This is a genomic window from Arthrobacter sp. B6, from assembly GCF_001663775.1.
In the GTDB taxonomy this organism is placed as follows: domain Bacteria; phylum Actinomycetota; class Actinomycetes; order Actinomycetales; family Micrococcaceae; genus Arthrobacter.
The window spans coordinates 190,329-202,871 of record NZ_KV467169.1 but is presented as its reverse complement, the minus strand read 5'-3'; the positions used below and the strand labels follow the sequence as shown (position 1 = coordinate 202,871).

The following is a 12,543-nucleotide window of genomic DNA, read 5'->3' as shown; positions in this document are numbered from 1 at the left end:
TCCAACGGGTAAACTCGAACGGGATTGTTCCCGGAACGATCCTATTCATCTTCACTCTGTTTTCCTGCTGTCTCCTTCAGAAAGGCGTGCTGTGCTGCGCACACATGACCTCGGATCCCTTCGCTCCGAGCACATTGGACAAACCGTAACCCTGGCTGGCTGGGTGGGCCGCCGTCGTGACCACGGTGGTGTCGCATTCGTGGACCTGCGCGATGCCTCCGGTGTGGCCCAGGTTGTGGTCCGTGAGGAAGAGGTCTTCCACGGTCTGCGCAACGAGTACGTACTCCAGATCACGGGCACCGTGTCCAAGCGCCCCGAGGGCAATGAAAACCCCGCGCTGGCCACTGGCGAGATCGAGGTCATGGCAGACAAGGTGGTTATCCTCAACACCTCCGAGCCCTTGCCGTTCCAGATTGACGAACACGTCGAGGTGGGCGAGGAAGCGCGACTGAAGCACCGCTACCTTGACCTGCGCCGCCCGGGCCCCGCCCGCAACCTCCGGCTGCGGTCCGAAGCCAACCGGGTGGCCCGCGAATTGCTCCACCAGGACGGTTTCGTCGAAATCGAGACACCCACGCTGACGCGTTCGACGCCGGAAGGCGCCCGGGACTTCGTGGTCCCCGCCCGCCTCGCGCCGGGCTCCTGGTACGCGCTCCCACAGTCCCCGCAGCTTTTCAAGCAGCTCCTGCAGGTGGGCGGCTTCGAGAAGTACTACCAGATAGCGCGCTGCTACCGCGACGAGGACTTCCGCGCGGACCGCCAGCCGGAATTCACCCAGCTGGACATTGAGGCCAGCTTCGTGGACCAGGACGACATCATCGCCCTGGGTGAAAACATCGTCAAGGCACTGTGGAAGCTGATCGACGTCGAAATCCCCACGCCGATCCAGCGCATCACCTATGCGGACGCGATGGCGCGGTACGGCTCGGACAAACCTGACCTCCGTTTCGGCGTGGAGCTGACCGAGCTTACCGACTTCTTCAAGGACACCAACTTCGGCGTCTTCAAGGCCCCGTACGTCGGTGCCGTGGTGATGCCCGGCGGTGCCTCCCAGCCGCGCCGTACCCTGGACGGCTGGCAGGAGTTCGCCAAGCAGCGCGGCCACAAGGGCCTGGCGTACGTCCTCTTCAAGGAAGACGGCGAACTGGCCGGCCCGGTAGCCAAGAACCTGACCGACGCCGAGCGCGCAGGCCTGGCCGACGCCGTGGGCGCCAAGCCCGGCGACTGCATTTTCTTCGCCGCCGGTGAGAAGTCCGCGGCCCGCGCCCTCCTGGGCGCTGCCCGGGTGGAGATCGGCCACCGGACCGGCCTGATCGATCCCACCGCCTGGGCCTTCTGCTGGGTGGTGGATGCGCCGATGTTCGAACCGGCAGCCGCCGCGGTGGCGTCCGGCGACGTGGCTGTCGGAGCCGGAAAGTGGACGGCTGTCCACCACGCCTTCACCTCGCCCAAGCCCGAGTTCCTGGACACGTTTGACCAGGACCCGGAATCCGCCCTTTCGTACGCGTACGACATCGTCTGCAACGGCAACGAGATCGGCGGCGGATCCATCCGTATCCACGAGCGCGATGTCCAGGAACGGGTCTTCGAACTGATGGGCCTGGACAAGGCGGACGCCCAGACCAAGTTCGGGTTCCTCCTGGAAGGCTTCAAGTTCGGCGCCCCTCCGCACGGCGGCATCGCCTTCGGCTGGGACCGTGTTGTGGCACTGCTGGCAGGTGTTGAGTCCATCCGCGACGTCATCGCCTTCCCGAAGACCGGCAACGGCTTCGACCCGCTGACCCAGGCCCCGGCGCCGATCACGCCGCAGCAGCGCAAGGAGGCCGGTGTCGACTTCAAGCCCCAAACGAAGCCGGAAGAGGCCAGGAAGGCCGCGCCGGACGCCAAGTAGGCGCGCGCTTAAATACAGGAGGCTCCCCGGACAACCGGGGAGCCTCCTGCCGTTGACGAAGGAGTACCGTGGCCAACACTGCCCTGCCGGACATTGAACGTGCGATGGACGCCGCCTGGCCGGCTCCCGACCGGGACGAGACAGGCGAATGGGTTCTTCGTGCCGCCGGTGGCGTGACCCAGAGGGCCAACTCGATCTGGCCGCGCCCGGAGACCCACGGCCGCCCGCACGAAAAGCCCGCCCTGCTCCGCCAGGCCCGGGCCTGGTACCGCAGCCGCCGGCTGCCGGTCATCTTTCAAGTGTTCGATAATGCCCGCAACGAGGCGTTGAATGCCTTCCTCGATGCGGAAGGTTTTACCCGGCAGTCTGAAACCGTGATCCTGGTGCGGGATGCCGGCGGTGATGAGCCCGTGCCCGATGCCGGCGTGGAAATCTCGGCAGGGCCTTCCGCGGAATGGCTGCGGCTCTGGTGGAGTGTTGACGGCCGCGGTGGCGAGGATTCGCTCGCCACCGCCCGCGGGATCCTTGAGGGCTGTCCGTCGCTGTACGCACTGGTGAGGGACGACGACGGCGTGCCCGCCGCCGTGGGACGCCTTGCCGTTCCGCCGCGCCGGCAAGGCGCGCATGGCGACTGGGGCGGCCTCTACTGCATGGCCACCCGTCTGGATGCGAGGCGCCTCGGCTACGGCACCCGGGTTCTTGCTGCCCTGCTCCAATCCGGTGCCGCGCAGCGGCTGGACGGCTACTGGCTGATGGTCACCGCCGCGAACAGCGGGGCGCGGGAACTGTACGCCAAGGCCGGGTTCAGGGAAGCGGGCCGCTACCTCTATCGGCAGGAACGCCCCAAACGGCACCTGACCGGCTGCTGACTGCCCGCCCCTCTAGGAGTTTTTGTCCACTTACGGCGACTTTCCCGCCCTCCAGGTCGCCGTAAGTGGACAAAAACTCAAAGGGAAGGGACTTACGACGGCGGGTCGGTCACCACAATCCGCACCGCACTGGCGTCCGCGGCTGCCTTCTTCAGGACCGCGGAACGGGGATCGGGCACGTCCAGGTAAGCCAGCCGGGGCAGCTTGGCGTAGTCCTTCAGGACCGGCTCGTCCAGCACCAGGTCAACGAGGGCGCGGTCCCCGCCCGGGACGACGTATTCAAAGGACTGGCCGTTGAAGACCTGCCGGGCCTGCCCGGCGACAGCCTGGACCAGCTCATCCGCCTGGTTGGAGCGGCGGCGTGCAAACCTCTGCTGCGACTGGCCTCCTGCCGCCGTCCGGGACTGCACGTACCTGGTGCCCGCCTTGGACGCGACGATCACCCCCTCGCTGGCCACGGCGATGCCGTAACCTCCCCGCCGGACCAGGAGAAGGCCGAGCCGGCGCGGCTGAGAGGCGATGGAAGCCAGCCGCTCCAGCGGGTCCTCGCCCCGCCCCGGCCGTCCGTCAGGGGGCCAGGGCGGCTGCAGGAGTGCCGTGGCGCCGTCCGCGGCCAGAAGCCGCACGCCGTCGTCGTCATCGCTGAGCCGGAAGCCGCCGTGGGCTGCGCTGAACCGCTCCACCCAGCCAGCGAGGCGGACGCCGGACACAAAGGCGGTCCTGACGGATCCGGGACGGCCCCCGCCGTCCGTGGCGTGTGCGCTCATGGGGACCCCTTGGGCTGGCGGAACGGTGCGGTGAACTATGAGTAGCCTATCTATGTGGATGATCTTTTCGCCCAAGGGCCAGGCAACGACGACGACGGCGACAGCGGTGCGCCAGTCGCCGCCGGAACCGGTGCAGGCGGCAGCGCCCAGCCCCGCAGCCCCCTGGCGGTCAGGATGCGGCCCAGAACGCTGGACGATGTGGTGGGCCAGCAGCATCTGCTCGGGCAGGGCTCGCCGCTGCGCCAACTCGCCGCCGGCGCTGATGCCGGCGGGCCCGCCGGGCCGGCGTCCGTCATCCTTTGGGGACCTCCCGGTACCGGGAAAACCACGCTCGCCCATGTGATCGCCAAGGGGCGTGGGCGGAAATTCGTGGAACTGTCCGCCATCACTGCCGGGGTCAGGGATGTCCGGCGCGTAATGGACGAGGCACTGACCGCCCGGGACCTCTATAAGACCACCACCGTGCTGTTCCTGGACGAGATCCACCGGTTTAACAAAGCCCAGCAGGATGCACTGCTGCCCGGGGTGGAAAACCGCTGGGTGGTCCTGGTTGCGGCCACCACCGAGAATCCCTCCTTTTCCGTAGTCTCACCGCTGCTGTCCAGGTCATTGCTGCTGACCCTGAAGCCGCTTACCGATGATGACATCGAAGGACTGGTCCAGCGTGCCGTCACGGACGTCCGGGGGCTGAACGGGAAAGTGGAACTCAGCACCGAGGCGCTGGCCCACCTGGTCAGGCTCTCAGGCGGTGATGCCCGGCGTGCCCTGACCGCACTCGAGGCCGCAGCAGGGGTGGCGTTCGGTGATGCTGACGACACCGGCGAAGGTCCGGTGACCGTTGAGCTGAAGCACACCGAGCGCGCCCTCGACGTGGCAGCGGTGCGGTACGACCGTGCCGGTGACCAGCACTACGACGTCGCCAGTGCCTTCATCAAGTCCGTCCGTGGTTCCGACGTGGACGCGGCCCTGCACTACCTCGCGCGGATGCTTGAGGCAGGGGAGGACCCCCGGTTTGTTGCCCGGCGCATCGTGATTTCCGCGGCCGAAGACGTTGGCATGGCGGATCCTACTGCCTTGCAGACAGCCGTGGCCGCGGCCCAGGCAGTACAGCTGATCGGCATGCCGGAAGGCCGGATCGTCCTGGCCGAAGCCGTGGTCCACCTCGCCACGGCACCGAAGTCCAACGCGGCCTACATGGGCCTGAACAAGGCGGTGGCCGACGTCCGTGCCGGGCTGGGAAACGGGATCCCGGCGCACCTGCGCGATGCCCACTATCCGGGATCAAAGCAGCTGGGCCACGGACTGGGCTACAAGTACGCCCACGACGCCCCGCACTCGGTCGCGACCCAGCAGTACCCGCCGGACGACCTCGTGGGCCGGGACTATTACATACCCACGGCCAACGGCGCCGAACGGGACATTGCGGTCCGGCTTGAACGGCTCCGGAAGATTATCCGCGGCGGCTAGCTGCCGCGTTTGAGGGGGACGACGGAGAAGGTAAGGGGCGGACAGTGAATGCTGGTAAGATTGATCGTTGTCTGGCAAGGCGCGGACGCACAATCCACTGTATTTCAGCATTTCATGCTGTTGGTGCGGTTATGCCCTGCGCCCAGTAGCAAAAGGCAGCGGTTGGCCGATGCTCTCCATCGTGGAGGCCAGTAACACTGACACACCGCAGATATTGGAAGGACACAAGTGGCTAACAACACTCGTGCTCGCCGTACCGCACGCCTTTCGCGTGCACTCGGCATCGCTCTGACCCCCAAGGCCGCCAAGTACATGGAGCGCCGCCCGTACGGCCCCGGTGAGCATGGCCGTGCCCGCAAGAAGCAGGACTCCGACTACGCCGTACGCCTGCGCGAAAAGCAGCGCCTGCGCGCCCAGTACGGCATCCGCGAAGCCCAGATGACCCGCGCCTTCGAAGAAGCGCGCCGCACCAAGGGCCTGACCGGTGAAAACCTGATCGAACTGCTCGAAATGCGCCTCGACGCCCTCGTGCTTCGTGCCGGCTTCGCCCGCACCATCGCCCAGGCCCGCCAGCTGGTTGTGCACCGCCACATCATGGTTGACGGCGTCCGCGTTGACCGCCCGTCCTTCCGCGTCGGCGAGGGCCAGCTGGTCCACGTCCACAGCCGCAGCGAAACCATGGTTCCGCTTCAGGTTGCAGCGGCCGGCGCGCACCGCGACGTCCTGCCCCAGGTTCCGGCTTACCTGGACGTCAAGCTTGACGCCCTGCAGGCCCGCCTGGTCCGCCGCCCGAAGCGCTCCGAGGTCCCCGTGACCTGCGAAGAGCAGCTCGTCGTCGAATTCTACGCACGCTAAATCCCAGCAGCGTATCCAAAGAAGCCCGTGGCAAGCGCCGCGGGCTTCTTTGTATGTAAGGTACTTGGGGGGCATCTGCGTTTCGCACGGATTGTGCGGGCGCAGATGGAACAAATCACACAGTTTCGAGGAGATGAACGTCTATGTCTGGTGGCGATATTGCCGGCCTGATCGCTGCCGGGGTGTTCGCGCTCCTGGTGCTGTTGCTTGCGGTGCCGATCCTGAAGCTGGGACGGGTTTTTGACGAGGTGCGCACGTCCATCCGCGCCATCAGCGACGGCGCCACGCCCCTGATGGATGAGGTGACAGCCACGGTGTCCACCACCAACCAGCAGCTGAAGAAAGTTGATGGCATTGCCTCCAACGTTTCGGATGCTTCCGCCAACCTCTCCGCCCTGTCATCACTGATGGCGGCAACTGTCGGTTCGCCGCTGATCAAGGTGGCCGCCTTCAGCTACGGCGTGCGCTCCGCCTTCGCCAACCGCAAGAAGCCCGCCGCCGGCCGTCGCAGCCGCTGAGCCACCCGGAGAACTGAAATGAAACGACTTGTCTGGATGGGAATTGGCGTGGCCATTGGAGTCATCGCCTTCCGCAAGGTCAACGAAGCCCAGGCCAACCTGGGACCGGTTGGCCTGAACCGCGCGGTGGGCCGGCTGGCCGACGGCGTCTACGACTTCGCGGACGCCGTGCGGTCCGGAATGCGTGAGCGTGAGACTGACCTCCGTACCGCGCTCGGCGTCGAGTCCCACGAGCTTGTCCGGCGCTGACGCTCCGGAACCAGCGGAGAATTGAAACAGCAGCCCCGTCTGACGGGCTGCCCACTGAATAAAACTGTCACGCAGCAGAACGCGTGAACCAAGAAGGGTAAGTAAACAGCTCATGAAGTCGCAGGAGATCACCAAGCGCTGGATCGACTTTTTCGTCAGCAAAGGCCACACCGCGGTGCCTTCCGCTTCCTTGGTCTCCAGCGACCCCTCCCTGCTGTTCACAGTGGCCGGAATGGTCCCGTTCATCCCGTACCTGACGGCCCGCGAAGAAGCGCCCTACTCCCGTGCCACCAGCGTGCAGAAGTGCATCCGCACCGGTGACATCGAAGAGGTGGGCAAGACCGCCCGCCACGGCACCTTCTTCCAGATGTGCGGCAACTTCTCCTTCGGCGACTACTTCAAGGAAGACGCCATCAAGTTCGCCTGGGAACTGCTCACCACCAGCGTGGCCGACGGCGGCTACGGCCTGCCGCCGGAACTCCTGTGGGTGACGGTCTACGAGGAGGACGACGAAGCCAAGGAGCTGTGGCTCAGGAACACCGGCGTCCCGGCTGACCGCATCCAGCGCATGGGCAAAGCTGACAACTACTGGCACACCGGCCAGCCCGGCCCCGCCGGCCCCTGCTCCGAGATCTACTACGACCGCGGCCCGGACTACGGCGTCGACGGCGGACCGATCGCCGATGAGAACCGGTACGTCGAAATCTGGAACCTCGTGTTTATGCAGTACCAGATCGACAACGTCCGCTCGAAGGACGACTTCGACATCATGGGCGAACTGCCCAAGAAGAACATCGACACCGGCCTGGGCATGGAACGCCTTGCCATGATCCTGCAGGGCGTCGAGAACATGTACGAGACCGACCAGGTCCGTCCCGTCATCGACAAGGCGGCAGAGCTCTCCGGCCGGGAATACACCTCGGCCGAAACACCCGACGATCCGCACCACACCGACGACGTCCGGATGCGCGTTGTGGGCGACCACATCCGCTCAGCCCTGATGCTGATCGCGGACGGCGTGACGCCCTCCAACGAAGGCCGCGGCTACGTGCTGCGCCGCCTCATCCGCCGTGCCGTCCGCTCCATGCGCCTGCTCGGCGTCGAAAAGGCCTGCCTGCCGGACCTCCTTCCGGCCTCCCGCGACGCCATGAAGGGCGTCTACCCTGTAGTGGAGACTGACTTCGCCCGCATCAGCAGGATCGCGTATGCCGAGGAAAAGGCCTTCCTGCGCACCATCGCGTCCGGCACAGCGAGGCTCGAAGACGCCGTGACCGTCTCCAAGGCTGCCGGCAAGCCGCTGTCCGGCGCCGACGCCTTCGCGCTCCACGACACGTACGGCTTCCCCATCGACCTCACCCTCGAAATGGCCGAAGAGGCCGGACTCCGGGTGGACGAGCCGGAGTTCCGCAGGCTGATGCTGGAACAGCGGCAGCGTGCCCAGGCCGATGCCAAGGGCAAGAAGGGCGGCCACGCCGACCTCAGCGCCTTCCAGGAACTCCTGGCCCAGGGTGAGACCGTCTTCACCGGCTACAACGACCTGGACGGTGAGTCACGCGTCCGCGGCATCCTCAGCGGCGGCCGGTCAGTGGCCCAGGCCTCCACGGGCGACGAAATCGAGCTTGTCCTTGCCGAGACGCCGTTCTACGCCGAGGCAGGCGGCCAGGCAGCTGACACGGGCCTCATCACCGGCGATGGATTCGTCGTCGAGGTCCTCGATGTCCAGCGCCCGCTGAAGGGGCTCAGCGTCCACAAGGCGATCGTCCGCGAAGGCGAGATCCCGTCTGACGCGCTGGTGCGCGCCGCCGTCGACCGGGAACGGCGCCACGCCGCAGAACAGGCGCACACCGGCACCCACATTGTCCACGCCGCACTGCACCAGATCCTGGGTCCGGAGGCCACCCAGCGCGGCTCCTACAACAAGGCGGGCTACCTGCGCTTTGACTTCGCCTGGGGTGAGGGCCTCAGCACTGCCACACGTTCCGAAATCGAGGAAGTCTCAAACCTGGCCATCCGCAACAACTTCAGGGTGGACACGAAGGTCATGGGCCTCGCGGAGGCCAAGGCGCTGGGCGCCATGGCGCTCTTCGGCGAAAATTACGGCAGTGAAGTCCGCGTTGTGGAGATCGACGGCGAGTGGTCCCGTGAACTGTGCGGCGGCACGCATGTTTCCAACACGTCCCTGATCGGCAGCCTGTCGCTGCTGGGGGAGCAGTCCGTTGGTTCAGGAAACCGCCGCGTTGAGGCTTTTGTGGGCATGGATGCCTTCCGCCACCTCGCCGCAGAGCGCGCGCTGGTAACGGAACTTACCGAGATGCTGAAGGTGCCTTCCGGCCAGCTGGCTGACCGGATTGCCGTGACCCTCGCGAAGCTCAAGTCTGCCGAAAAGGAACTGGAACGGCTCCGCAAGGAACAGCTGGCGGCCGCCGCAGGCCAGCTCGCAGGCACGGCCAGGGATGCCGCCGGAGTCAGCGTCATCGCCCACGATGCCGGGCAGGTCAGCGGTGCGGACGACCTCCGCGGCCTTGCCCTGGACCTTCGGAACCGGCTCGGTTCTGCCGCGTCCACCGTTGCTGTTGCAGGCGTCAGCAACGACCGGCCCGTGATCCTGGTGGCCACCAACGAGGCTGCCCGGGCGGCAGGCGTCAAGGCGGGGGCACTGGTCCGTCTTGCTGCCGGGATCCTGGGCGGAGGCGGCGGCGGCAAGGACGATGTGGCGCAGGGCGGCGGAACGGATGCCAACAAGGTCGCACCGGCGCTGGCCGCCGTTGTGGACGCGATTTCCCGGCGATAAGCATTCCATGACCAGTCCTGCAGCAGCCGGAGCCTACCCCCAGGGCATCAAACTGGGGGTGGACGTCGGAACCGTCCGGGTGGGCGTTGCCCTCTGTGACCGCGACGGCATCCTCGCGACGCCGTACAAGACGTTGGACCGCAACCCCAAGAAGAATTCGGATGTCCGCGTCATTGCGGCGCTCGTCCAGGAACTCGGGGCGGTCCAGGTCATCGTGGGGCTTCCACGCACCATGAAGGGGGAGGAACACGCTTCCGCCCGGATGGCGACGGACTACGCGGAGCTGCTGGCCGGCGAACTGGAAGGCCGTGACCTGGACGTCCCGGTGTGCCTCGTCGACGAACGCCTCAGCAGCGTCTCGGCCCACCGCAACCTGCACGAAGCTGGCATGAGCAGCCGCAACCACCGTAAAGTGGTGGATCAGGTTGCGGCGGCAGGAATACTCCAGCACGCCATCGACATGCAAAAAGCCAGGGGAACGGACGTTGGAAGGCGCGTGACCGCGCCGGCCCGTCCGGGGCTATCCGGGGACAGTGAAGCGGGAATGCCCGCGCCCGCTTCCCCGGGGGACAAAACTCGATCTTCAGATAACGGAAGGCTACAGTGAGCCCGGCCAACATTGATGACACGTCCGGCACCACCAGCGGCGGCGGGGCCAGGCAGCTGACCCGCAAGGAACTCCGCGCACTGGAGAAGTCCCTGCACACCGAAAGCAACGATGTTGTTCCCGAGCAGGCCTACGAAACCGGGTTCGACCACCTGGACGAGGGCAATGGGCACAAGGCCGCCGCTACCGCTCCTCCCGAGCCCGCAGCCCCTCCGGTGGTCCCCGCCGTGCCGGATGCCCCGCCAGCCATCCAGCAGGTTGGCTCCGCACCGCCGGCGGTTGGGCAGCACGAGGAGATCCCGGCCGGCGACGGAGTCCGGGACGGACAGGACCACGTCTATGATGACGTCCATCACGCGGAAGAGCAGCACTACAGCGACCACCACGACGATGCTCACCACGATGTTGCCCATCATGACGCGCACCACGATGGTGCCCATGACGACGCGCACCACGGTGCCGCCCATGATGGCGGGCACTACGACGAAGGCCACTACGACACTGCGCATTATGGCAACGCCCACCATGACGGGGACTACCATCCGGATGACCACCACGACGCCGGCGTACTCGGTGGCGCCTCTGCGGTCACCGTAGTGCCGCGGCCCTCCAAGAAAGTGCGCCGCCGGCGCCGACTCCTCGCGCTCTTCGTGACACTGGCTGTGTTCGTCACCGCCGTCGCCGTTGGGGCCCAGTTCCTCAAGCCGCTGCTCGGGAACGACAAACCCAGCGATTTCCCTGGCCCCGGCACCGGCGAAGTCCAGGTGTCGGTTGAGCCCGGCGAAGGTACCCGGTCAATGGCGTCCAAGCTGGAGAACGAAAAAGTGGTCGCCAACGCTGATACGTTCCTGCAGGCGTTCGCCGCGTCAGGCGGCGTCCTGTCGCCCGGCGACTACACGTTCAAAATGGAAATGAAGAACGCGGATGCCGTGAATGTCCTCCTGGGCAAGGACAAGAGCAAGGTCATCTACTTTGCCTTGAGTGCCGGCCTGAGGATCGGGGAATCGCTGCAGGCCATCTCCGAAGGATCCGGAGTGCCCTTGGACCAGCTGACGGCACTGAGCAACACTCCGGCGGATTTTGGCCTGCCGGCCAACGCCAAGAACCTTGAGGGCTTCCTGGCTCCGGGGGAATACCGCTTCGAGCTGGGCACTCCGGCGAAGGAAATCCTGAAGTCCCTGGTAAAGGTCACCGTGGATGAACTCGTGTCGCAGGGGATTACCGATCCTGCCAAGCAATACGAAGCCGTGATCGTCGCCAGCATTGTCCAGGCTGAAGGCGGCCAGGCAGAGTACGGGGACGTGGCCGGGGCCATTTACAACAGGCTCAAGCCCAATGACCAGACCAACGGATACCTGCAGGTGGACTCGGCGGTGACCTACGGTTTGGGCACCAAGAGTTACAACTTCACGGACGAACAACGCCAGGACAAATCCAACCCGTACAACACCTATGCCAATCCCGGCCTGCCACCGGGACCCATAGGTTCGCCCGGAAAGACAGCCATTGATGCTGCCGCCAAGCCCAAGACCAACGACTACCTGTACTGGGTGACCATCAACCTGGACACCAAGGAGACCAAGTTCTCCAAGACCTTGGCTGAGCACAACACCTACGTGGACCAGTACAACACCTGGTGCGAAGCCAACGTAGGCCGCTGCGCATGAGCCTGCGGGCCGCCGTCCTCGGTCACCCGATCAGCCACTCCAAGTCACCAGCCCTGCACGCGGCGGCGTACGCACAGCTGGGCATCGACATCAGCTACACCGCTGTGGACGTCACGGAGCCTGCCTTGCCGGCGTTCATGAAACAGGTCAGCCAGCAGGAGGGATGGCGCGGACTCTCCGTGACCATGCCGCTGAAGGCGGCGATGTTGCATGAAGTGGACGAAGTCCGCGGTGTCGCGAGCGTCCTAGGTGTGGTTAACACGGTGGTTTTCGAGGACGCCGGCGCTGGTGTGAAGCGTGTTGCCTACAACACGGACGTGGCCGGAATCGTGGATGCCGTCCGCAACGCCGGTGTTGCGCCCACGCCCTCTGCGGTGATCCTCGGCGGCGGGGGCACCGCTGCGGCAGCCGTGGCGGCCCTCAAACTCCTCGGCGCCGTTTCGGTGCAGCTGTTCGTCCGTGACACGTCAAGGGTGCAGGAGGCGCGTGCCGCCGCGGCCGGAGTCGGCGTGGACCTGGCCGTACGGCAGTTGGCGGAAGCTGCCGGCCCGACGGCGGCTGCCGACGTCGTAATCTCCACTTTGCCGCCCCGCGCAGCAGACGGGCTGGCCCGCGAACTGGCCGCCAGCGGCGCCCGGACGCCCGGCGTCCTGCTGGACGTGGCGTACGATCCCTGGCCCAGCAAGATCGCCTCGGCGTGGCAGGCCGGCGGCGGTTCGGTGGTCCCGGGACTTGAGATGCTGCTCTACCAGGCGGTGGAACAGGTGCGGCTTTTTTCCCGGCTCCGGGAGGAAGTTAACGCAGCTGTCATAGATGTGATGTGTGACGCAGTCGGACTTCCCCGACGGGCGTTCTGAGCGCC

The 12,543-nt window shown here is 66.0% G+C and carries 11 protein-coding genes; 10 read left to right on the top strand and 1 reads right to left on the bottom strand.

Annotated elements, in window-relative coordinates; all coding sequences use genetic code 11:
- Positions 1–91 precede the first annotated feature (91 nt).
- The gene (aspS, locus tag AU175_RS15560; RefSeq protein WP_156642436.1) at positions 92–1,891 is read left to right on the top strand and encodes an aspartate--tRNA ligase; all 1,800 of its coding nucleotides are present in this window, start codon (positions 92–94) and stop codon (positions 1,889–1,891) included.
- Positions 1,892–1,959: 68 nt separating this feature from the next.
- Positions 1,960–2,760 (top strand): GNAT family N-acetyltransferase, encoded by an 801-nt coding sequence (locus AU175_RS15555; RefSeq protein WP_231938629.1) that lies wholly within the window; start codon positions 1,960–1,962, stop codon positions 2,758–2,760.
- A gap of 92 nt (positions 2,761–2,852) precedes the next feature.
- On the opposite strand, the gene AU175_RS15550 is transcribed toward AU175_RS15555, so the two are convergent.
- Positions 2,853–3,527: an acVLRF1 family peptidyl-tRNA hydrolase gene (locus AU175_RS15550; RefSeq protein WP_066291670.1), complete on the bottom strand. Its 675-nt coding sequence runs from the start codon at positions 3,525–3,527 to the stop codon at positions 2,853–2,855.
- 54 nt (positions 3,528–3,581) lie between these two features.
- Between AU175_RS15550 and AU175_RS15545 the strand changes: the two genes are divergently transcribed.
- The 8 genes from AU175_RS15545 (at position 3,582) to AU175_RS15510 (ending at position 12,538) form a co-directional block, all read left to right on the top strand.
- A complete protein-coding gene (locus AU175_RS15545; protein ID WP_066291668.1) occupies positions 3,582–4,994 on the top strand; it encodes a replication-associated recombination protein A in 1,413 nt (470 codons plus the stop codon).
- 228 nt (positions 4,995–5,222) lie between these two features.
- Positions 5,223–5,849 carry a 30S ribosomal protein S4 gene (rpsD, locus tag AU175_RS15540; protein WP_066291666.1) on the top strand — a complete coding sequence of 209 codons (627 nt, stop codon included), beginning with the start codon at positions 5,223–5,225 and terminating at the stop codon, positions 5,847–5,849.
- A gap of 143 nt (positions 5,850–5,992) precedes the next feature.
- Complete coding sequence (locus AU175_RS15535) at positions 5,993–6,367, top strand: DUF948 domain-containing protein (RefSeq protein WP_066291665.1); 375 nt, start codon at positions 5,993–5,995, stop codon at positions 6,365–6,367.
- A gap of 18 nt (positions 6,368–6,385) precedes the next feature.
- A complete protein-coding gene (locus tag AU175_RS15530; RefSeq protein WP_197497157.1) occupies positions 6,386–6,616 on the top strand; it encodes a DUF6167 family protein in 231 nt (76 codons plus the stop codon).
- Positions 6,617–6,728: 112 nt separating this feature from the next.
- Complete coding sequence (gene alaS / locus AU175_RS15525; RefSeq protein WP_066291663.1) at positions 6,729–9,407, top strand: alanine--tRNA ligase; 2,679 nt, start codon at positions 6,729–6,731, stop codon at positions 9,405–9,407.
- 7 nt (positions 9,408–9,414) lie between these two features.
- A complete protein-coding gene (ruvX, locus tag AU175_RS15520; RefSeq protein WP_066291660.1) occupies positions 9,415–10,014 on the top strand; it encodes a Holliday junction resolvase RuvX in 600 nt (199 codons plus the stop codon).
- The gene (gene mltG / locus AU175_RS15515) at positions 10,011–11,681 is read left to right on the top strand and encodes an endolytic transglycosylase MltG (RefSeq protein WP_066291657.1); all 1,671 of its coding nucleotides are present in this window, start codon (positions 10,011–10,013) and stop codon (positions 11,679–11,681) included. Before ruvX ends, mltG begins: the two co-directional genes overlap by 4 nt.
- Positions 11,678–12,538, top strand: a complete 861-nt coding sequence (locus AU175_RS15510) for a shikimate dehydrogenase (protein ID WP_066291655.1) — start codon at positions 11,678–11,680, stop codon at positions 12,536–12,538. Before mltG ends, AU175_RS15510 begins: the two co-directional genes overlap by 4 nt.
- The last annotated feature ends 5 nt before the right edge of the window (positions 12,539–12,543 follow it).